The organism is Roseovarius mucosus (assembly GCF_002080415.1).
Lineage (GTDB): Bacteria > Pseudomonadota > Alphaproteobacteria > Rhodobacterales > Rhodobacteraceae > Roseovarius > Roseovarius mucosus_A.
Genome location: NZ_CP020474.1, coordinates 3,576,569 through 3,597,080, shown reverse-complemented (window position 1 = coordinate 3,597,080; position 20,512 = coordinate 3,576,569). Strand labels below are relative to the sequence as shown.

16 protein-coding genes and 2 tRNA genes are annotated in these 20,512 nt (G+C 63.1%); 11 read left to right on the top strand and 7 right to left on the bottom strand.

Annotated features, from left to right (window positions below):
- Nucleotides 1-55 precede the first annotated feature (55 nt).
- Complete coding sequence (locus tag ROSMUCSMR3_RS17105) at nt 56-1,432, top strand: FAD-binding oxidoreductase (protein WP_081508102.1); 1,377 nt, start codon at nt 56-58, stop codon at nt 1,430-1,432.
- An 85-nt stretch (nt 1,433-1,517) separates the two neighbouring features.
- On the opposite strand, the gene recN is transcribed toward ROSMUCSMR3_RS17105, so the two are convergent.
- The 3 genes from recN to ROSMUCSMR3_RS17090 form a co-directional block, all read right to left on the bottom strand.
- On the bottom strand, nt 1,518-3,167 hold the full coding sequence (gene recN / locus ROSMUCSMR3_RS17100; protein ID WP_081508101.1) for a DNA repair protein RecN: 1,650 nt from the start codon (nt 3,165-3,167) through the stop codon (nt 1,518-1,520).
- Nucleotides 3,168-3,204: 37 nt separating this feature from the next.
- On the bottom strand, nt 3,205-4,053 hold the full coding sequence (locus tag ROSMUCSMR3_RS17095; protein WP_037297199.1) for an outer membrane protein assembly factor BamD: 849 nt from the start codon (nt 4,051-4,053) through the stop codon (nt 3,205-3,207).
- 151 nt (nt 4,054-4,204) lie between these two features.
- Nucleotides 4,205-5,803 (bottom strand): phosphoenolpyruvate carboxykinase, encoded by a 1,599-nt coding sequence (locus ROSMUCSMR3_RS17090; protein WP_081508100.1) that lies wholly within the window; start codon nt 5,801-5,803, stop codon nt 4,205-4,207.
- A 296-nt stretch (nt 5,804-6,099) separates the two neighbouring features.
- On the opposite strand from ROSMUCSMR3_RS17090, the gene ROSMUCSMR3_RS17085 reads away from it, so the two are divergent.
- From ROSMUCSMR3_RS17085 to ROSMUCSMR3_RS17075, 3 genes are read left to right on the top strand one after another with little or no spacing between them, the layout of a single operon-like run.
- Nucleotides 6,100-6,627: a flavin reductase family protein gene (locus ROSMUCSMR3_RS17085; RefSeq protein WP_237183473.1), complete on the top strand. Its 528-nt coding sequence runs from the start codon at nt 6,100-6,102 to the stop codon at nt 6,625-6,627.
- Between the two features lie 10 nt (nt 6,628-6,637).
- Complete coding sequence (locus tag ROSMUCSMR3_RS17080) at nt 6,638-8,110, top strand: aldehyde dehydrogenase (RefSeq protein WP_081508099.1); 1,473 nt, start codon at nt 6,638-6,640, stop codon at nt 8,108-8,110.
- Nucleotides 8,111-8,125: 15 nt separating this feature from the next.
- Nucleotides 8,126-9,184 (top strand): LLM class flavin-dependent oxidoreductase, encoded by a 1,059-nt coding sequence (locus tag ROSMUCSMR3_RS17075; RefSeq protein WP_081508098.1) that lies wholly within the window; start codon nt 8,126-8,128, stop codon nt 9,182-9,184.
- A 37-nt stretch (nt 9,185-9,221) separates the two neighbouring features.
- On the opposite strand, the gene ROSMUCSMR3_RS17070 is transcribed toward ROSMUCSMR3_RS17075, so the two are convergent.
- Nucleotides 9,222-9,298 (bottom strand) — tRNA-Asp (locus ROSMUCSMR3_RS17070).
- A gap of 139 nt (nt 9,299-9,437) precedes the next feature.
- Nucleotides 9,438-9,514, bottom strand: a tRNA-Asp gene (locus ROSMUCSMR3_RS17065).
- A gap of 197 nt (nt 9,515-9,711) precedes the next feature.
- Here ROSMUCSMR3_RS17065 and ROSMUCSMR3_RS17060 point away from each other — a divergent pair.
- Complete coding sequence (locus tag ROSMUCSMR3_RS17060; protein ID WP_081508097.1) at nt 9,712-11,196, top strand: ABC transporter substrate-binding protein; 1,485 nt, start codon at nt 9,712-9,714, stop codon at nt 11,194-11,196.
- Between the two features lie 234 nt (nt 11,197-11,430).
- On the opposite strand, the gene ROSMUCSMR3_RS17055 is transcribed toward ROSMUCSMR3_RS17060, so the two are convergent.
- A complete protein-coding gene (locus ROSMUCSMR3_RS17055) occupies nt 11,431-12,072 on the bottom strand; it encodes a helix-turn-helix transcriptional regulator (RefSeq protein ID WP_008280159.1) in 642 nt (213 codons plus the stop codon).
- A gap of 227 nt (nt 12,073-12,299) precedes the next feature.
- Here ROSMUCSMR3_RS17055 and ROSMUCSMR3_RS17050 point away from each other — a divergent pair, with 227 nt between their 5' ends.
- From ROSMUCSMR3_RS17050 to ROSMUCSMR3_RS17030, 5 genes are all read left to right on the top strand, one after another.
- Nucleotides 12,300-13,508 (top strand): pyridoxal-phosphate-dependent aminotransferase family protein, encoded by a 1,209-nt coding sequence (locus ROSMUCSMR3_RS17050; protein WP_081508096.1) that lies wholly within the window; start codon nt 12,300-12,302, stop codon nt 13,506-13,508.
- Nucleotides 13,509-13,520: 12 nt separating this feature from the next.
- Entirely contained in the window at nt 13,521-14,462 is a 942-nt protein-coding gene (locus ROSMUCSMR3_RS17045) for an HpcH/HpaI aldolase/citrate lyase family protein (RefSeq protein ID WP_008280157.1), read from the top strand.
- 42 nt (nt 14,463-14,504) lie between these two features.
- A complete protein-coding gene (locus ROSMUCSMR3_RS17040) occupies nt 14,505-15,695 on the top strand; it encodes a malate--CoA ligase subunit beta (protein ID WP_008280156.1) in 1,191 nt (396 codons plus the stop codon).
- Nucleotides 15,695-16,576: a succinate--CoA ligase subunit alpha gene (gene sucD, locus ROSMUCSMR3_RS17035; RefSeq protein ID WP_198385547.1), complete on the top strand. Its 882-nt coding sequence runs from the start codon at nt 15,695-15,697 to the stop codon at nt 16,574-16,576. Before ROSMUCSMR3_RS17040 ends, sucD begins: the two co-directional genes overlap by 1 nt.
- Nucleotides 16,577-16,725: 149 nt before the next feature.
- The gene (locus ROSMUCSMR3_RS17030; protein WP_081508094.1) at nt 16,726-17,775 is read left to right on the top strand and encodes a zinc-dependent alcohol dehydrogenase family protein; all 1,050 of its coding nucleotides are present in this window, start codon (nt 16,726-16,728) and stop codon (nt 17,773-17,775) included.
- 290 nt (nt 17,776-18,065) lie between these two features.
- On the opposite strand, the gene ndk is transcribed toward ROSMUCSMR3_RS17030, so the two are convergent.
- Entirely contained in the window at nt 18,066-18,488 is a 423-nt protein-coding gene (gene ndk / locus ROSMUCSMR3_RS17025) for a nucleoside-diphosphate kinase (protein ID WP_008280153.1), read from the bottom strand.
- A gap of 135 nt (nt 18,489-18,623) precedes the next feature.
- Between ndk and ROSMUCSMR3_RS17020 the strand changes: the two genes are divergently transcribed.
- Nucleotides 18,624-20,471, top strand: coding sequence for an ABC-F family ATP-binding cassette domain-containing protein (locus ROSMUCSMR3_RS17020; protein WP_008280152.1), 1,848 nt, complete (start codon nt 18,624-18,626; stop codon nt 20,469-20,471).
- The last annotated feature ends 41 nt before the right edge of the window (nt 20,472-20,512 follow it).

Sequence of the window (20,512 nt, the reverse complement as noted above, 5' to 3'; positions counted from 1 at the left end):
CGTCAGCGCGGCATGCATTAGGCTACGCCCATCGCCTCTCTCAGAAAGCACATCCATGGACATTGCCCGCGCCATCGCAGACCTCCAATCCTCTCTAGGCCAACGGATCACCCTGTCCAAGTCCGATCTCGCCCTGCATGGCCAAAGCGAATCGCATTTTCCACCCAGCCCCCCCGATGCCGTGGCCTATCCCGAGACGACGGCAGAGGTGGCCGAGATCGTCACCCTCTGCGCCCGCCACCGCGTGCCGGTGGTGGCTTGGGGCACCGGCACCTCTCTGGAAGGGCAGGCGCAGGCCTTTCGCGGCGGCATCGTGGTGGATTTCAGCCGGATGAACGCCGTGCTCGACGTGGCCACGGCAGATATGACCGCGCGGGTGCAGCCGGGCCTGACACGCCAAGCGCTCAATGACGCCCTGCGCGCGACCGGCCTCTTCTTTCCCGTCGATCCCGGTGCCAATGCCTCTTTGGGCGGCATGGCCTCGACCCGCGCCAGCGGCACTACCGCCGTGCGCTACGGCACCATGCGCGACAATGTTCTGGCGCTCGAGGTCGTGACCGCCAAGGGCGAGGTGATCCGCACCGGCACCGGCGCGCGCAAATCCTCCTCAGGCTATGACCTCACCGGGCTATTCGTCGGGGCCGAGGGCACGCTCGGTCTCATCACCGAACTCACCCTGCGCCTCTCAGGCCAGCCCGAGGCGATATCGGCCGCGGTCTGCGCCTTTGACAGCGTCGCCGATGCCGTCGCCACCGTGATCGACACCATCCAATGCGGCATCCCCATCGCGCGGATCGAACTGATGGACACCGAAAGCGTGCGCGCGGTCAACGCCCATGCCAAGATGACCCTGCCCGAAAAACCCCACCTCCTGCTCGAGTTCCACGGCACGCCCGCCAGCACCGCCGAACAGGCCGAAAGCTTTGGCGCCTTGGCGCGCGAGCACAAGGGCTCGGATTTCGACTGGGCCACCCAGACCGAGGCCCGCACCGCCCTCTGGGCCATGCGCCACAATGCCTATTACGCGATCCTTGGACAGCGCCCCGGCGCGCGCGCCATCGTCACCGACATCTGCGTGCCGATCTCGAAACTGGCCGAAGCGATCGAGGAGACCCGCGCCGATCTCGACCAGGCGGGTGTGATGGGCCCCATTCTGGGCCATGTCGGCGACGGCAATTTCCACGCGGTCCTGCTCATCGACCCCGACAACCCCGACGAACTCACCGCCGCCAAAGCCGCCTCCGACCGCATGGTCACGCGCGCCCTGGCCCTTGGCGGCACCGCCACCGGAGAACACGGCATCGGCGTGGGAAAACTAGACTATATGCAGCGCGAACACGGGGGCGGCTGGGCGCTGATGGGCGCACTCAAACACGCCCTCGACCCGCTCAACATCCTCAACCCCGGCAAACTGGTCCCACCGAGGAATTGAGGCACCCCGCCCCCACTTTCATCTGGCCAAAAAATACCTCGGGGGGGACGCCCGGCACGGGCGGCGGGGGCAGCGCCCCCAAACCTCACCCCTCCATCAGCGCCTCGGCGGCGGCGCGGGCCTCGGGCGTGATCCGCTCGCCCGACAGCATCCGCGCGATCTCGTCCACGCGGTCGCCCCCGCGCATCGCCCGCACGGTCGAGAGCGTCTCCTCCCCCTCGACCCGCTTTTCCACCCGCCAGTGATGCGCGCCGCGCGCGGCCACCTGCGGCGAGTGCGTGACCACCAGCACCTGACCACCCGCCGCCAATTGCGCCAGCCTGCGGCCCACCGCATCCGCCGTGGCCCCGCCCACGCCCCGGTCGATCTCGTCAAAGATCATCGTGACACCACTGTTCGTGCCCGTCAGGCAGACCTTGAGCGCCAGCAGAAACCGGCTCAGCTCCCCGCCCGAGGCGATCTTGGCCAGCGGACCAGAGGGCGCGCCGGGGTTGGTGGCCACCCGAAACACCACCTCGTCCTGCCCCGATGCTCCCGGCTCCGCCCGGCCAATCTCGGTGGTGAACACCGCCCGCTCCATCTTGAGCGGGGCCAGTTCCGCTATCACCGCCCGATCAAGCCGCGCGGCGGCCTCGGCCCGCGCCAGGCTCAGCGCTTCGGCCTCTGCGCCATAGACGCGCTCGGCCTCGGCCACCGCCGCCGCCAACGCGCGCATATCCGCATCACCCCGGTCGAGCGCCGCCAATTGCCCACGCAGCCCCTCGGCAAAGCCTGCCAGATCATCCGCCAGAACTCCATGTTTGCGCGCCAGCCCACGGATCGCAAACAGCCGCTCTTCCACCGCCTCCAACTCCACCGGGTTGAAATCCAGCGCCTCAAGGCAGCGCAGCACGCCGCGCCCGGCCTCGTCCAGCTCCACCAGCGCCCGGCCGATGGCGGCAATCGCCTCGTCCAGCTGCCCCTCGGCCCGCTCTGCCGCCCCCTCAAGCCAGCGCAGCGCGTCGCCCGCCGCCCCTTCGGCCCCGTTAAGGCCCAGCGCCTCGGCGGCCTTGGCAATGTCTTCGCGAATGCGCTCCGCGCCCTGCATCATGCGACGGCGCGCGTCCAACTCCACCTCTTCGCCCGGCTGTGGGTCAAGCGCATCCAGTTCCGCCACCGCATGGCGCAGGAATTCTTCCTCGGCCCGCAACGCCGCCTGCGCCGCCTCCGCCGCCGCGCGCGCCTTGCGCTGCGCGCCCAGATCGCGCCACGCCGCCCGCACGCCCTCGCGCCGCGCGCCCAGATCACCATAAGCATCCAGCAAATCGCGATGCGCCTTGGGGTCGAGCAGGCCGCGATCATCCTGTTGACCGTGTAACTCTACCAACACATCCGATAGCTGTCGCAACACCTCGCCCGAGACCCGCCGATCATTGACCCAGGCCGTCTTGCGCCCATCCGCGCTGTTGACCCGACGCAGGATCAGCACGTCCTCTTCGGGCAATCCCGCCTCGCGCAGCACCGCGCGCGCCGGATGATCGGGGCGCAGTTCGAACTCGGCTACCACCTCGCCCTGATCCGCCCCCCGGCGCACCAATTCCGCCCGCCCGCGCCAGCCCAGCACAAAGCCCAGACTGTCCAAAAGGATTGATTTGCCCGCCCCCGTCTCGCCGGTAAGCACGTTAAGACCCGGCTGAAACACAAGGTCCAGCCGGTCAATGATCAGCATGTCGCGAATCTCAAGCGCGCGCAGCATCAGGCCATCCCGTCAGGCAGGGGCATCCCCGCCCCCTCTAGATCCAGCGACCCTGAACGGTCTGCCGATAGATCTGCTGCAACCAGCCATCTCCGGCCGCCTCCAGCGTATAGCCCCGCCCGGTCAAGAGCTTGTAGCTGTCCTCATACCAATCGGTGCCTTGGAAATTGTGGCCCAGAATGGCCCCCGCCGTGCGGGCCTCGTTCACCAGCCCCAGCGACAGATAGGATTCCACCAGCCGGTGCAGCGCCTCGGCGGTATGCGTCGTGGTCTGGAAATCCTCAACCACAACCCGGAACCGGTTGGCAGCAGCGGCGAAGTTATCGCGCTTGAGGTAATAGCGCCCGATCTCCATTTCCTTCGAGGCCAGATGGTCAAAGGCCAGATCGAATTTCAGGATCGCGGAATTGGCATATTCGCTGTCGGGGTAGCGCTCGATCACTTCGCGCAGCGATTGCAACGCCTGAAAGGTCAGCCCCTGATCGCGTCCGACCTCGTCGATCTGATCATAATAGCTCAGCGCCAGAAGATACTGCGCATAGGCCGCGTCCTCATCGGTCGGGTAAAAGTCGATAAAGCGTTGGGCCGCGGCGCGGCTTTCCTCATAGGCCTTGTCCTGATGATGGGCAAAGGCCTGCATGATCACCGCCCGCTTCGCAAGATCCGAATAAGGATAAAGCCGCTCGACCTCGGCAAAGCTTTTGGCTGCCAAATCGGGATCGCGCTGCGCCAGATCGTACTCACCCCGCTCGAAAATTTGCTGCGCGGTGTAATTCTCATAATTGACGTTGCCGCGCTCGACGCTTTCTCTCTCACCACAGCCCGCTATGACCATGGCCACAGCAAGGGCACCCAATAGCCTGGCTCGGGACGTGCCGATTTTCATGCGCGATCTCACTCTCAGTTGCGATGCGCGGGTCGTAACGCCCGCGTCGCCCCGGTCCTAGCACATTAATTTGCGGTGCAAAACGCCTTTGGCATGTTTTGACCGCCCATCGCACACCGCACGCGCGGGTTCAAAGGGCGGCCAGGGCCTCCTAGCCCAGCGCCACCGCGCGCAGGTCTTCATCGACATGCGGCAGATATTGCGCGAAATTATCCGCAAACATGCGCACCAGCTTGGCCGCTTGCGCGTCATAGGCCGCCGGATCATGCCATGTGCGGCGCGGATCAAGAAGCACATCCGCCACGCCGGGAACGGCCACAGGCACGTCAAAGCCGAAATTCGCATCCTTGCGGAACTCGACCCCGTTGAGCGACCCATCAAGGGCTGCGGTCAAAAGCGCACGGGTCGCCTTGATCGGCATCCGCGATCCGGTGCCATAGGCCCCGCCCGTCCAACCCGAATTGACCAGCCAGCACGACGCGCCTTGGCTCTCGATCTTGGCGCGCAGCAGATTGCCGTAAACTTCTGGGCGACGCGGCATGAAGGGCGCGCCGAAACAGGTGGAAAACACCGGCTGCGGCTCGGTCAGGCCCCGCTCGGTCCCGGCCATCTTGGCGGTGAACCCGGACAGGAAGTGATACATCGCCTGCGCCGGAGTCAGACGCGCAATCGGGGGCAGCACGCCGAACGCATCACAGGTCAGCATCACCACATTGCGCGGATGTCCCGCCAGCCCGGTGGCCGATGCATTGGGGATATAGTTCAGCGGATAGGCGCAGCGCATATTCTCTGTAAGGCTCGAATCCTCATAGTCCAGTTCGCGCGTCTCTGCGTCATAGACCATGTTCTCGATCACCGTGCCGAACATCGAGCAGGTGGCATAGATTTCCGGCTCGGCTTCCGCACTCAGATGGATCGTCTTGGCATAGCAGCCACCCTCGAAATTGAACGTGCCTGTGTCCGACCAGCCATGCTCGTCATCGCCCAGCAGGGTCCGGTTGGGATCTGCCGACAGCGTGGTCTTGCCGGTGCCCGACAGACCAAAGAACACCGCCGCATCCTCGGGATCATCCTTGGCATGGTTGGCCGAGCAATGCATCGGCATCACGCCCTTTTCGGGCAGAAGGTAATTCATCAGGCCAAAGATGGATTTCTTGTTTTCCCCGGCATATTCGGTATTGCCGATGAGGATCAGCTTGGCGTCGATATTGACCGCGATCACCGTCTCCGACCGGCAGCCGTGCCGCGCGGCGTCCGCCTTGAAACCGGGGCAGTTGATGACCGTGTAATCGGCTACGAAATGATCCAGCGCCTCACGCTCGGGACGGCGCAGCATGTGGCGGATGAACAGGTTGTGCCACGCCAGCTCATTGACCAGCCGCACATTGATGCTGTGCTCAGAGTCCGCACCCGCCACCAGATCCTGCACAAACACTTCGCGCCCCGCCAGATAGGCCAGCATGTCCTTGTGCAACTGATGAAAATGCTCTGGCGACATCGCCAGATTGTTATCCCACCAGATCGTGTTTTCCGTGGTCGGTGTGCGCACCGTGAACTTATCCTTGGGCGACCGGCCGGTGAATTCACCCGTGCTGACCAAGAGCGTGCCGCCCTGCCCCAATTCCCCTTCGCCGCGCTGCACCGAAGCCGCAACCAAGGCGGGCTCCATCAGGTTGTAATGAACCTTGCCCAGCCCCAAAATTCCCTGATCTTCCAACCGAAAGCGCGGATTGACCCGTCCTGCCGTCATGTCTTTCTCCCTTTTGGGCGTGGGCGCCCTACCCTGTCCGACACCGCTGCGGCGGCGCATTCCTGTCAGCTAGTCCAGCCTCATACGGATTCGCAACCCGCAAACAAGCCCGTTTTTCCAAGTTAGCGCAATCACTTGGCAGGAATCCGCAATGCTGCAGGTGCAAACGCCCTGCACAGAGCATCAATTCGGATTATTCGAACATATACAGCAAAACAATTCGTTTTCAAAAATTCACCTTTCATGTCAGCCTGTACCTGCCCTTCAAAACCACCCGCCAGACCCAAGGACATCCCATGCAACACCCCAGCCCCGCCCCCGTGGACAGAGCCAGCTTTGTCAGCGCCATGCGTCAGGTCGCAGCCTCGGTGACAGTTGTCACAACCGATGGGCCGATGGGCCGGTTCGGGGCCACGGTCAGCGCCTTTGCCTCGGTTTCCGCCGATCCGCCCTCGGTCCTTGTCTGCCTGCACGGGCAAAGCCGCATCGCACAGGCAGTGGCCGCCAATGGCCGCTTCTGCGTCAATATCCTGCCCGAAGGCAGCACTGACATCGCCGACCGCTTCGCCGGGCGGCACGACGGCTGGATCACCGACCGCTTTTCCGGCATCGACTGCTACGGCACGCCGGGCACCGCCCCCCTGATCGAAGGGGCCACAGGCTTTGCCTGCGACATGGCGCAGAGCGTGCCATCGGGCAGCCATCTCATCGTGATAGGCCATGTCACCAGCGTGTTTGACGCAGGTACCGCGCCACTGGCATGGCGCGACGGTGGCTATCACCGGGTCGTGCCCAAGGATGCCGCCCGCTGTGCCGCAGAATAAGAGGCAAAGAATGACCACTGAGTACCAAATGCTGATCGACGGCGCATGGGTCGATGCCTCGGACGGTGGACGGTTCGAGAGCTTCAACCCCGCCACCGGTGAAATCTGGGCCACCGCCCCCGAGGCGACCGAGGCCGACGTGATCCGCGCCGTCGAGGCCGCGCATCGCGCCTGCTATGACGGCCCATGGTCGCGCATGACCCCCACCCAACGCGGCCAATGCCTGCGCCGCTTGGGCGATCTTCTGGCCGAACACAGCGAACCCTTGGGCGAGATTGAGACCCGCGATTCCGGCAAGATGTTCAAGGAAACCCGCTGGCAGGCCAAATATATCGCCGAATTCCTGCAGTTCTACGCCGGGGCCGCCGATAAGATCACCGGCGAAACCCTCCCCATCGACAAGCCGGATATGTTCGTCTTCACCCACCGCGAACCTTTGGGCGTGGTGGCCGCCATCGTACCGTGGAACTCCCAGCTGTTCCTCACGGCGGTCAAACTCGGCCCCGCCTTGGCCGCAGGCAACACGCTCGTGCTCAAAACCTCGGAACACGCCCCTGCCGTGATTCTCGAATTCGGGCGGCTCATTGCACAGGCAGGCATCCCCGACGGCGTGGTCAATATCGTCACCGGCCACGGCGATCCCTGCGGTCGCGTGCTCACCTCGCATCCGCTTGTGGCAAGGATCAGCTTTACCGGCGGCCCGAACGCGGCGCGCCATGTGCTCACGAACTCCACCCAGAATTTCGCACAAGTCAGCCTTGAATTGGGCGGCAAATCCCCCTTTGTCGTCTTTGACGATGCCGATATCGAAAGTGCCGTGAACGGCGCTGTCGCGGGCATTTTTGGCGCTTCGGGTCAAAGCTGCGTCGCAGGCTCGCGCCTGCTTGTGCACGCCGATATCGCCGACGATTTCCTCACCCGCCTCAGCGCCATCGCCAGCCGCATCCGCATCGGCGATCCGATGGACGAGGCCACGCAAATGGGCCCTCTCTGCACCCGCGCGCAACTGGATCATATCGAGCGCGAGGTGGCCCATGCCCAGACCCAAGGCGCGCGCCTGATCTGCGGCGGCAAACGGTCTGCGGCGGGCGAGATGTTCTTTGAACCCACCATTCTTGATTGCCCCTCCCCCGACCTGCGCATCGTCGATACCGAGCTTTTCGGCCCAGTCCTCTCGGTCCTTCGCTTCAAAACCGAGGCCGAGGCGCTGACCCTCGCCAACGGCTCCGAGCATGGCCTTGCCGCAGGCATCTTTACCCGCGACAACGCCCGCGCCCTGCGAATGTCGCGCGCCGTGCGCGCCGGTATCGTCTGGGTCAACACCTACCGCGCCATCAGCCCCATCGCCGAATTCGGCGGCACGAAATCCAGCGGCTATGGCCGCGAAAGCGGCTTTCAGGCGCTTTACGATTACACACGGCCCAAAACCGTCTGGATGAATATGTCCGACGATCCCATGGCCAACCCCTTTCAAATGCGCTGATCACAGGAGACCGGCATGAAATTCCACCTCGCAATCAATCTCGAACGGCTCGATCCCAGCGCCGACATGAAGGCCCTGCGCGACCACACCCTCGAAATGGTCCAAATGGCCGAGGCAGGCGGCTTTGAAATCGCTTGGGCGGCAGAGCATCACGCGCTTGAGATGACCATCGCCCCCAACCCCTTTCAGATCCTGACATGGTGGGGCGAACACACCAGCCGCATCCGCTTGGGCGTGGGCGTGGTCAACGCCGCCTATTGGCACCCCATCCGGCTGGCTGGCGAGGCCGCGATGCTGGATTTGCTCAGCGACGGGCGGCTTGAATTCGGCATCGGCTCGGGTGCCTATCAGCGCGAATTCGACCGTATGATGCCGGGGCTCGCGCAGCCCGACAGCTGGCGCTATATGCAGGAATCGCTGCCCGTGGTGCAAAACCTCTGGGCGGGCGATTACGCCCATGACGGCGAATACTGGCAATTCCCCACCGCCACCTCCTGCCCCAAGCCGGTGCAATCCGAGGTGCCGATCTGGGTCGCCGCCCGCGCCCCCATCACCTTTGATTATGCGGTGGAACATGGCTGCGACATCATGAGCTGGCCGCTCACCATGCCCTTTTCCGAGGCCGAGAATTACCGCGCCCGGCTCGACGCCGCGATCGCCAAGAACGGCGGGCGCTATGACGGGCGTTGGGCGCTCATGCGCCACACGGCGGTCTATGAAACCGAGGACGACCGGCAGGCCGCCTTGGCAGCCCTGCGCCGCGTTCTGGGCCAATTCGGCAACCTGATGATGAAACGCGGCGAAGTGGTCAACGGCTTCCCCGATCCCGTCCCCCTCGCGGAACTCGAGGGCAACGCCCGCACCGATCCCGCCATGCTCGAGGAAAACCTCGCCTTCGGCAGCCCCGAGACCGTGGCCGATAAAGTCCGCCAATACGAGGCTTTGGGCGTCGATGCCTTCATCTACTACGCGTCCATGGGCCTCGATATGGATCGCCAGAAACGCTCGCTGCAACTCTTCATCGACAAGGTGATACCGCAATTCGCCGAGCAAACCATCGCCGCGGCAGAGTGATCCGCCAAGGCTGGTCTGTCAGGCATAAAGGGGAAAGTGGCGCGGTTGACGGGGCTCGAACCCGCGACCCCCGGCGTGACAGGCCGGTACTCTAACCAACTGAGCTACAACCGCGCGTGGGAGGCTGCATAAGCGCCCCCCGCGCGCCCGTCAATCCCAAAATCGTGAATCGAAAGCATTGGCAGATAGGCCCTCAGACCCAGCCCCCAAACGCAAAAACCCCCGCCGGGGCGGGGGCCTTTGAGGGCTGCGGTGGCGCGGTTGACGGGGCTCGAACCCGCGACCCCCGGCGTGACAGGCCGGTACTCTAACCAACTGAGCTACAACCGCCCGCAGCACGATCAGGGGCGAACCCCCGACGTGTGGCGCTTCTATGACGGGGCTGCGCGCCCGTCAAGCGCTGGCTGGCGGAAATTTCAACTTTCCTATGCCCATCCCCCACGCCCAAATCGTGATCTCCGCAGCATCCCGAATAGTTTGATTTCCCCGCGCCGCCTTGGCACACTCTGCCCCAATAGCCCGGGGAGATGTCGATGCGGCCCATCCTATTGTCGATCCTGTGCCTGCTGCTTGCCACGCCGGCAGGCGCCGCCCCCTCGGGCACGTTCCGCCATGCGCATAACGTGGGCTTCGGCGCCCATTCGAGCCTTGATCCCGCCTCGCAGGGCCGCGTGCTCCAGATCATCGAGAAAATCCAGAGCCGCCTTGTGCGCCCCGGTCCCGGCGGCAAGCCCGCACCCGATCTCGCCACCTCTTGGACCCCCAATTCAGATGGCACCGTCTGGAGCTTTCAGATTCGCGACGGTGTGCGCTTTCACGATGGCAGCGCGCTGGATGCGGGCGATGTGGTCTATTCGATCAAGCGGGTGATTGACCCCGATTTCGGCAGCCCCGCCCGCGCCGCCGTCAAGATGATCACCCACATTGCCACCACCGGGCCGCTCAGCGTGGAACTGCGCCTTGACGCGCCCTTTGCCGATCTGCCGCTGCAATTGATGGACCCCCGCCTGCGGATCATCCCAGAAGGCTCGGGCGATACCATTCACCATTCCGGAATTGGCACCGGACCATTCAAGGTCGAGAAATTCGACCCAGACGGCATCACCACGCTGGTCGCCAATGAGGACTATTGGGAAGGCCCCCCCGCCCTCGCCCGAATCGAGGTGATCGGTGTGCCCGATGCCCAAGCCCGGCTTCAGGCGTTCCTCGGCGGACAGCTCGACATGGAGCGCGGCATCGCCCCCATGATGCGCCGCGCGCTTGATAAATCGCTGCGCTACCAACTCCTAGAGATCCCCACCGGCAACTGGATGGGTCTGGCCTTTCGCACCGATGTGCCACCCTTTGATGACCCCCGCGTGCGCGAGGCGCTGCACCTGACCGTCGACCGCGACGAGATGCTGCAACTGGCGCTGGATGGCGGCGGGGTGATTTCCTGCGACACGCCCGTGGCCCCCAATGACCAATACCGCGCCGAGATGGAGTGCCCCGCCAACCCCGAGCGTGCGCGCCAATTGCTCGCCGAGGCAGGCTATCCCGATGGGGTCGATGTCGATGTGCATGTCTCTGCCCTTGATCCCAGCTGGCCGGTGATCGGTGTCGCGTTTCAGGAACAGGCCGCGCGCGCGGGCATCCGCGTCAACCTGATCAACGCCGCCGCCGATGGCTATTGGTCAAATGTCTGGATGAAAAAGGACGCGTTCAGCACCTCTTGGGGCGAACGCCCCGCCGATCAAGCCCTGAATGAGGCGTTTCACTCCACCGCCAAATGGAACGAGACTTTCTATAAGAATTCCAAATTCGACCAACTGCTCGAAACCGCCCGCGCCGAGCTTGATTTCAAACGCCGCCGCGCGCTCTATATCGAGGCGCAGGAATATCTGGCGATGAATTCCGGCACGATCATCCCCTTTCACGTCACGCAACTCGTGGTGCTCTCCAACCGCGTGACCCATTTCGATCCGGTGCCCAACGATGCGCTGCGCTGGCATCTGGTGACGGTGGTGGATTGAGGGGGATTTTCTCGGTCATTCGCAGCACTCAACCCGCGCGGAATCAAGGCGCGTAGCGCCGCCGCGCAGCGCCCGTCCGCCCCCTCGGGCGGGCGCTTTTGCGGCGTCGCAGTTTCTTGATGGCGCGGAAGTATTCGGCAGTCATAAAGTGCCATCCACTCCTGTTTCAGCGCCCTCCCGGCGGACAGGCACCGCGTGGCACGCCATCGGCGTGAACATCAGCGATAGCCCCCTTCAATACGTCCCCGCCACATATTTCGCGATGGCCCCGCCCCGCGAATTCACGTCCAGTTTCTGGTAAATCGCCTTGAGGTAATATTTGACCGTATTCTCCGACAGGCCCAGCCGCGCTGAAATCTGGAAATTGGTCAACCCATCCACCAACAGCCCCAATATCTCATGCTCGCGCCGGGTCAGGCTATCGCCTTGCTCGCCCATCAACCGTTTGAGAATCTCGGCGGGCAGGATGCTGTGGCCTTCAACCAGATGGCCCAACACCCGCGGCAGACTGCTCAGAACCTGCCCCATCATACAAACCGAATGCGCCCCCGCCTTCACCGCCGTGCGGATAAAGGCAAACTCCGCCTCCTCGGCAACCACCACCACCATCACGCGCGGATGATCCCGCCGCAGCATGTCCAACACCCGGCCCAGATCCGCATCCGCCAACCGAACCCCCAGCACCAGCACCACCCGCCCCGGCCGCTCACCCAGCGCCTTGCGCAGGCTGGCCAGATCGGTGGCAAAGGGGCCAAGTCGCACCGCCGCGATCTGCGCCACCAATGATCCCAGGCCCTGACAGACAATCGCCTGCCGGTCCGCCACGATCACCTCGGGCAGCTCCAATGCAGCGTCCTGAACGGTCGCGTCAATCATATCTCGCACAGTCTCCTCCTCCGGCCCCGCTATACAAGACCAAGGAACGTCCTGAAATCAAACGATTTTTCAGAATGCAACGGCATACCGCCGCGCCCCCATCGGGTAGGGCACCCCTACCCGCCGGGGCAATCAGCCCCCCGTATGGCCGCGTTTTTCCATGCGCGCGGGCATTACGGCATGCGCCACCGCCCCGCATAAAGGGCCAAGCCAAGAGGAGGACAATCATGAACGGCCATTCGCATCTTTTCATTCCCGGACCCACCAATGTACCCGAGGAGGTGCGCCGCGCGATGAATATCCCGATGGAGGATATGCGCGCGCCGGATTTCGGCGATTTCATCCTGCCGCTGCTGTCGGACCTGAAAAAGGTGTTCCGCCTGACCCATGGCCGCGTGTTTGTCTACCCGACCTCCGGCACCGGCGCTTGGGAGGCCGCGATTTCCAACACGCTCAACACCGGCGACCGCGTGCTCATGTCACGGTTTGGCCAGTTCTCAATGCTTTGGGTTGATATGGCCGAGCGTTTGGGCCTCGACGTGGACCTCTGCGAGGTGGATTGGGGCAAGGGCGTGCCGGTCGAGGATTACGCCGCCAAACTGACCGCCGATAAAGAGCACAAGATCAAGGCGGTCTTTGCCACCCATAACGAGACAGCCACCGGCGTCACCTCCAACATCGCCGCCATTCGCGCCGCGATGGATGCGGCCAACCACCCCGCACTTCTCTTTGTCGATGGCGTCAGCTCGATCGGCTCGATTGAATTCGAGATGGAGGATTGGGGCGTCGACCTCGCCGTCGCAGGCTCGCAAAAAGGCTTCATGCTGCCCGCCGGTCTTGGTCTCTTGGGCGTCAGCGACAAGGCGCTCGCCGCCCATGAGCACGCAAAAATGCCCCGCTGCTACTTCAGCTTTGCCGATATGATCAAGCTGAACGACACCGGCTATTTCCCCTACACCCCCGCCACCCAACTCCTGCGCGGATTGCGCTGCTCGCTCGATATGCTGCTGGCGGTAGGAATGGAAAGCGTCTGGGACCGTCACCACCGCCTCGCTTCGGGCGTACGTGCCGCGATTGCCGAATGGCAGGGTTGCCGCCTCGTGGCGCATGGTCCGGAATGGCATTCCGATACCGTGTCGGCCATCTATGCCCCCGAGGGCGTCGATGCCCGCGACGTGATCGCCACCGCCTATCACAAGTATCAGACCTCGCTTGGCTCTGGCCTTGCCAAACTGGCCGGTCGCGCCTTTCGCATCGGTCACTTGGGTTCGCTCAACCCGGTGATGCTCTGCGGTGCCATATCGGCGGCTGAAATGGCGCTGCGAGATGCCGGGGCTGTGATCGAACCGGGCTGTGGCATCGCCGCCGCTCAGGAACATTTCCGCGCCTCCACCCCCACAATGCAGGTGCGCGTTGCACCCGCCCGCGCCGCCTGATCGGACATCTTTATGAGCTACACGCTTCACCCGCTGAAAAAGCAACGCCTGCAACGCTCGGAACTCGCCGTTCCCGGCTCCAGCCCCTCGATGATCGACAAGGCAGCGGACTCGGATGTCGACTACATCTTCTTTGACCTAGAGGATGCCGTCGCCCCCCCGGACAAGGTGCAGGCCCGCGCCAATATCATTCAGGCCCTCAACGACATCGACTGGAAAGCCAAGGGCAAGACCATTTCGATCCGCATCAACGGCCTTGATACCCATTACATGTATCGCGACGTGGTCGAGATTGTGGAACAGGCAGGTCAGCACCTTGATACCATCCTTGTCCCCAAGGTGGGCGTGCCCGCCGATCTCTACACCGTCGAAACCATGGTCAGCCAGATCGAGACGGCGATGGGCTTTACCCATCAGATCGGCCTTGAGGCGCTGATTGAAACCGCCCTCGGCATGGCCAATGTCGAGGCGATCGCCTCGGCCCCCGGACGGCTCGAGGCGCTGCATTTTGGCGTGGCCGATTATGCCGCCTCCAACCGCGCCCGCACCGTGGTCATCGGCGGCCTCAACCCCGATTATCCCGGTGACCAGTGGCATTTTGCCCTCAGCCGCATGACAGTGGCTTGCCGCGCTTACGGTCTGCGCGCCATCGACGGCCCGTTTGGCGATTTCTCTGACCCTGACGGCTATACGCTCAGCGCAAAACGCGCCGCGACCTTGGGGATCGAGGGGAAATGGGCCATCCACCCCAGCCAGATCGCGCTCGCCAATGATGTCTTCTCGCCCCCCGAGGCCGAAGTCACCCGCGCCCGCCGCATCATCGAAGAACTGCGCAAGGCCGAGGCCCAAGGCAAAGGGGCCGCGAGCCTTGATGGCAAGATGATCGACGCCGCATCCGAGCGTATGGCCAACAACGTCATCAGCGTCGCCGACGCCATCGCCGCCAAAGGCTGAGGGCCAACCAAAAAGGCCAACCACGATAGGGAGGACTACCAAATGGATATCCACGAATTCCAAGCCAAGGAACTCTTGAAACGCTTTGGCGTGCAGGTGCCGCGCGGCGGCATCGCCTATAGCCCCGAACAGGCGGTCTACCGCGCCTCGGAACTGTCCGGCGACCGTTGGGTGGTCAAGGCCCAGATCCACTCCGGCGCGCGCGGCAAAGCAGGCGGCGTGCGCATCTGCAAAAACGAGACCGAGATTTCCGAGGCCGCACAATGGATGCTCGGGCGCATGCTCGTCACCCATCAGACCGGCCCCCAAGGGAAACTCGTCAGCCGCCTCTATATCGAAGAGGCCACCAGCATCGCGCAGGAAATCTATCTGGCCTTCGTGATGGACCGCAAGGAAGAGCGCGTTGTCGTCGTGGCCTCAGGCCAAGGCGGCATGGAGATCGAAGAGATTTCCGCGCAAGAGCCCGAATCGATCATCCGCTCCGTGGTCGATCCAGCCGTGGGCATGCAGGCGTTTCAGGCCCGCGAGATTGCCTTTTCCCTGGGCCTTGATGCCGCCCTCATCCCGCAGGCGGTCAAGACCATCATCGGCTGCTACCGCATGATGGAGGAAACCGACGCCAATATGGTGGAAATCAACCCGCTCGTCGTCACCACCTCGGGCGAGATCATGGCGCTCGACGCCAAGGTCAGCTTTGATGACAACGCCCTTTTCCGCCGCCCCGAAATCTCGGAACTCCGCGACAAAAGCCAAGAGGACTCGCGCGAAACCTTCGCCTCTGACCGCGGCCTCAACTACATCGGTCTGACCGGCGAAATCGGCTGTATCGTCAACGGCGCGGGTCTCGCCATGGCGACGCTCGACATGATCAAGATGGCGGGCGGCGAACCGGCCAACTTTCTCGACGTGGGCGGCGGGGCCAGCCCCGATAGGGTGCTGATGTCCTTCAACGCCGTACTCAACGACCGCAACGTCGAGGCGATCTTGGTCAATATCTTCGCAGGCATCAACCGCTGCGACTGGATCGCCGAGGGCGTGATCCGCGCGGTGCGCGAATTGAACCTCACCCTGCCCCTCGTCGTGCGCCTCTCGGGCACCAATGTCGAAGAGGGCCGCCGCCTCATCGCCGACAGCGGCCTGCCGATCCTGACCGCCGAAACACTGGCCGAAGCCGCTGATCTGGTGGTCCGCGCCTGGTCCGACACCAAAAACACCGTCAAGGGAGCCGCATGATGGCCATTATCATCGACAAGAACAGTCGCGTGCTCGTGACCGGCCTCACCGGCCGCATCGGCAGCTTTCATACGCAGGACATGATCAACCACGGCACCAACGTCGTGGGCGGCGTGACACCGGGCAAGGGCGGCACCAAACATAACGGCCTGCCCGTTTTCAACACCGTCAAAGGGGCTGTGGCAGAAACCGGTGCCGATCTCGTGATCTGCTTCGTCCCGCCCCCCTTTGCCGCCGACAGCATCATGGAAGCGGCGGATGCTGGCATCACCACCTGCGTCTGCATCGCCGATGGCATCCCCGCCAGCGACATGATCAAGGTCAAACGCTACATGCGCCGCTACAAGGCAGAAAAGCGCATGCGCCTCATCGGCCCCAACTGCGCGGGCATCATCACCCCCGGTCAGGCCTTTGCCGGCCTCATGCCGCCGCATATCTACAAACCGGGCCGGGTGGGCATCATCGGGCGGTCGGGCACCTTGGGATACGAGGCCGCCAGCCAGATGAAAGAGCGTGGCATCGGTGTGTCCACCTCCGTCGGCATCGGCGGCGATCCGATCAACGGCTCCTCCTTCCGCGACATTCTGGAGTTGTTCGAGAATGACGAGGGCACCGATGCCGTGGTCATGGTCGGCGAAATCGGCGGCCCGCAAGAGGCCGAAGCCGCCGCTTACATCCGCGACCATATGACCAAGCCGGTGGCGGCCTATATCGCCGGTCTCTCGGCCCCCAAAGGTCGACGTATGGGCCATGCCGGGGCGATCGTGTCGGCCTTCGGCGAATCGGCGCAAGAAAAGGTCGAGATCCTCTCCGAGGCGGGTGTCACAATCGTCCCGACCCCCTCCTCCTTTGGCGAGGTGGTCGCGCGGATGGTCGCCTGATCCGCCCGACCTTGGGGCCGCTTCTCCCTGTGGCGGCCCCGGCCCTACCGGACCTTACAAAATCGACTTGAGAACCTTACAGACCTTACAGGCTTGCACCCGCCAAACCCCGCCCCTAGGCTGCCGACAATTCCAGCTACAGGTGCCCGATGCGCGCAGCCCTCCTGACCTGCTACAATACCCCCACCGACATCACCGAAGTGCCCGATCCCGACTGTCCCCGTGACGGCGCGATCATCGCCGTGCGCGCCTGCGGTGTGTGCCGCTCTGACCATCACGCGTGGAAAGGGGCCGATCCCGATGTCATCCTGCCGCATGTCATGGGGCATGAATTCGCGGGAGAAGTCCTTGAAATCGGGCCAGAATGTCGGGCCTTCGCCGTGGGTGACCGGGTCACGGCCCCGTTCATTCTGGGGTGCGGCACCTGCCCCGATTGCCGGGGCGGAGAGCCCACAGTCTGCAATCACCAACAGGTGATCGGCTTTACCGGCTGGGGGGCCTTTGCGGAACGTCTCGCCATTCCGCGCGCCGATTTCAACCTCGTGCGCCTGCCCGATACGATGGGCTATGCCGCCGCCGCTGGCATGGGATGCCGCGTCACCACGGCCTTTCGCGCCGTCGTGGATCGCGCAAAAACTCAACCCGGTGAATGGCTTAGCGTCCACGGCTGCGGTGGTGTCGGTCTCTCGGCCATCATGATCGGCGCAGCCATCGGTGCCCGTGTTCTGGCCATCGACGTCAACCCCGAGGCGCTGCGCATCGCCAAATCCCTCGGCGCGACAGCCACCCTTGATGCCAGCCAATCCCCAGATGTCGGTGCCGCCGTGCGCGACCTGACCGAAGGCGGCGCGCATGTCTCTCTAGACGCGCTCGGGATCACGGACACCTTTCACAACTCTTTGAAAAGCCTTCGCAAAATGGGGCGTCACGTTCAAATCGGCATGCCCCTTGGCCGCCACGCCACACCCGAATTACCCCTGTTAGAGCTGGTCTATTCTCGCCAGATCACGTTGCACGGCACCCGTGGCATGGGGGCTGACCGCTTCGCCCCCCTCTTCGCCATGATCTCTGCCGGGCATCTCGACCCTGAACGCCTGATCACCCAACGCATCGGATTATCGGGACTTAACAATGCCTTGATCGCAATGGACGGCTTTCAGGGCTATGGCGTCACCGTGGTCGACCAGCTAAGCGCCTGATTCGCCTTAGTTTCGCCACAATCGCGCCCTAACCGCGCCGTGAAACTTACCGATCCTGTAAGGATAATCAAAGGCCAAGCCGTTCAAGGTTTGCCACCCCATAATGGAGCAGTCCAATGCCACAGGCCACCCCCCCGACATCCGGGGCCAAATCCGCGCCCCCGCAACCCTCTGCGCGACCGCAGCCCAAACCAAATGCCGCGCCAGTCTATCAGGACTACGCAAGTATATAAAAGAAAAAGGCCGCATCCCAACAGGATACGGCCCTTTCTTTATCTATCGCCTTAAGATCAGCCGACCAGTTCGAGACCCGAAAAGAAATAGGCGATCTCGACCGCTGCAGTCTCTGCCGCATCCGAACCGTGGACAGAATTTTCACCGACCGACTCGGCGAATTCCGCACGGATCGTGCCCGCTGCAGCATCCGCAGGATTGGTTGCGCCCATCACTTCGCGGTTCTTGGCCACAGCGCCCTCGCCTTCCAGAACCTGCACCACAACCGGGCCAGACGCCATGAATTCGCACAGTTCGCCGTAGAAGGGGCGCTCTTTGTGCACGGCATAGAAAACACCCGCCTGTTCCGGTGTCAGTTGAATGCGCTTCTGCGCGACGATGCGCAGACCTGCATCCTCGAACTTGGCATTGATCTTGCCGGTCAGGTTGCGCTTGGTCGCGTCGGGTTTGATAATGCTCAGCGTGCGTTCAACAGCCATTTCAGCCTCTTTTCCATAGGTTTCACCGGCCCGGCCCCTTGCCCGACCGCGTTTGATCGCGGGTCCGATAACATGCACACCGCGCCTTGAAAAGCCGCGATTGACGGCGGCGCGCACATACGGCATGCGGGGGCCATGTTGCACATAGATGATATCACCTATTCGGTCGCGGGCCGAACCCTGATCGAGAGCGCCTCTGCCTCTATCCCCGATGGCCACAAGGTTGGCATCGTGGGCCGCAATGGCACGGGCAAAACCACCCTATTCCGCCTGATCCGGGGCGAATTGGCACTGGAAGGTGGCAGCATCAGCCTGCCGTCGCGCGCGCGCATCGGCGGCGTGGCCCAAGAGGTGCCCGGAAACGAGGTGTCACTGGTCAACACCGTTCTGAGCTATGACACGGAACGTGCTGAACTCATGGAAGAATCCGAGCGCTCGACCGATGGCGCGCGGATCGCCGAAATCCAGACGCGGCTCGCAGATATCGACGCTTGGTCCGCCGAGGCGCGCGCCTCGAGCATCCTTAAAGGACTGGGGTTTACCGACGAAGAACAGCTTATGCCCTGCTCCGCCTTCTCTGGCGGCTGGCGGATGCGCGTGGCCTTGGCAGGTGTGCTTTTCTCGCAACCCGACCTCTTGCTGCTGGACGAACCCACCAACTATCTCGACCTTGAAGGCGCGCTGTGGCTTGAAACCTACCTCGCGCGCTATCCCCATACGGTGCTCATCATCAGCCATGATCGCGGGCTTTTAAACCGCGCCGTGGGCTCGATCCTGCATCTTGAGGATAAAAAACTCACGCTTTATCAAGGCGGTTACGAGACTTTCGCCGAAACCCGTGCCGCCCGTCTTGCCGCTGCCGCCTCTGAGGCGAAAAAGCAAGACGCCCGCCGCGCGCATCTCCAGAGCTTTGTCGACCGCTTCCGCGCCAAGGCGAGCAAGGCCGTGCAGGCACAATCCCGCCTCAAGATGATTGCCAAACTCAAGCCGATCACAACACCGCAAGAGGCAGCACTCAAACGCTTTACCTTTCCCACGCCCGAAGAGTTGTCACCGCCCATCTTGCGGATCGAGAGCGGATCGGTTGGGTATGATGGCGTGCCGGTGCTGCGGCGGTTGAACCTGCGGATCGACCAAGATGACCGGATCGCACTCTTGGGGCGCAATGGTGAAGGGAAATCTACTCTTTCCAAGCTCTTGGCAGGCAAACTTGACCCAATTGAAGGCCAGATTCACAAAGCCTCAAAGCTGCGCGTCGGCTATTTTGCGCAGCATCAGGTCGAGGAATTGCACCTTGATGAAACCCCCATTGACCACATCCGCCGCCTGCGCCCGGAAGAGGCACCCGCGAAACTGCGGGCGCGTTTGGGCGGATTTGGAATCGGGGCCGAACAGGCCGAAACGCTGGTCGGCAAGCTTTCGGGCGGGCAAAAGGCGCGGCTATCGCTGATGCTGGCCACGCTCGATGCGCCGCATATGCTGATTCTCGATGAACCGACCAACCACCTCGATATCGAAAGCCGTGAGGCCCTTGTTGAGGCGCTGACCGCCTATTCCGGCGCGATCATTCTGGTAAGCCATGATATGCACCTGCTGGGGCTGGTGGCGGATCGCCTGTGGCTGGTCCGGGACGGTGCTGTGGCCCCCTATGAGGGTGATCTGGAAAGCTATCGCGCCATGCTGCTCAGCGGCTCGGACACCGAAAAGCCAAGTGAAAAACCCAAGGAAATCAAGGTCAAAAAGCCCTCGCGCGATGCGATCCTCAAGCTGCGACAAGATGTGAAACGCTGCGAAGAGCGTATCGCCAAGCTGCAGGACATGGAGAGCAAGGTCGCCGCGAAATTGGCCGATCCCGCGATCTACGATGACATCCACGGGCTGACCCAATGGCAAAAGAAATACGCCGAGATTGAGGATGGCCTGTCTCTGGCTGAGACCCTCTGGATGGAGGCATTGGAGCGGCTGGAAACGGCAGAGCGCTGATCGCCCTTACGAGCATCTACCTTTGCGGGCACTCAGGTTTT

What these genes read in the sequence shown, in the direction of transcription:
- ROSMUCSMR3_RS17105 (WP_081508102.1), top strand. Translation starts at nt 56, where the DNA reads ATGGACATTGCCCGCGCCATCGCAGACCTCCAATCCTCTCTAGGCCAA.
- ROSMUCSMR3_RS17050 (WP_081508096.1), top strand. Translation starts at nt 12,300, where the DNA reads ATGAACGGCCATTCGCATCTTTTCATTCCCGGACCCACCAATGTACCC.
- ROSMUCSMR3_RS17030 (WP_081508094.1), top strand. Translation starts at nt 16,726, where the DNA reads ATGCGCGCAGCCCTCCTGACCTGCTACAATACCCCCACCGACATCACC.
- ROSMUCSMR3_RS17040 (WP_008280156.1), top strand. Translation starts at nt 14,505, where the DNA reads ATGGATATCCACGAATTCCAAGCCAAGGAACTCTTGAAACGCTTTGGC.
- ROSMUCSMR3_RS17045 (WP_008280157.1), top strand. Translation starts at nt 13,521, where the DNA reads ATGAGCTACACGCTTCACCCGCTGAAAAAGCAACGCCTGCAACGCTCG.
- ROSMUCSMR3_RS17075 (WP_081508098.1), top strand. Translation starts at nt 8,126, where the DNA reads ATGAAATTCCACCTCGCAATCAATCTCGAACGGCTCGATCCCAGCGCC.
- ROSMUCSMR3_RS17080 (WP_081508099.1), top strand. Translation starts at nt 6,638, where the DNA reads ATGACCACTGAGTACCAAATGCTGATCGACGGCGCATGGGTCGATGCC.
- recN (WP_081508101.1), bottom strand. Translation starts at nt 3,167, where the DNA reads ATGCTGCGCGCGCTTGAGATTCGCGACATGCTGATCATTGACCGGCTG.
- ROSMUCSMR3_RS17060 (WP_081508097.1), top strand. Translation starts at nt 9,712, where the DNA reads ATGTCGATGCGGCCCATCCTATTGTCGATCCTGTGCCTGCTGCTTGCC.
- ROSMUCSMR3_RS17095 (WP_037297199.1), bottom strand. Translation starts at nt 4,053, where the DNA reads ATGAAAATCGGCACGTCCCGAGCCAGGCTATTGGGTGCCCTTGCTGTG.
- ROSMUCSMR3_RS17085 (WP_237183473.1), top strand. Translation starts at nt 6,100, where the DNA reads ATGCAACACCCCAGCCCCGCCCCCGTGGACAGAGCCAGCTTTGTCAGC.
- ROSMUCSMR3_RS17090 (WP_081508100.1), bottom strand. Translation starts at nt 5,803, where the DNA reads ATGACGGCAGGACGGGTCAATCCGCGCTTTCGGTTGGAAGATCAGGGA.
- ROSMUCSMR3_RS17055 (WP_008280159.1), bottom strand. Translation starts at nt 12,072, where the DNA reads ATGATTGACGCGACCGTTCAGGACGCTGCATTGGAGCTGCCCGAGGTG.
- sucD (WP_198385547.1), top strand. Translation starts at nt 15,695, where the DNA reads ATGGCCATTATCATCGACAAGAACAGTCGCGTGCTCGTGACCGGCCTC.
- ROSMUCSMR3_RS17020 (WP_008280152.1), top strand. Translation starts at nt 18,624, where the DNA reads ATGTTGCACATAGATGATATCACCTATTCGGTCGCGGGCCGAACCCTG.
- ndk (WP_008280153.1), bottom strand. Translation starts at nt 18,488, where the DNA reads ATGGCTGTTGAACGCACGCTGAGCATTATCAAACCCGACGCGACCAAG.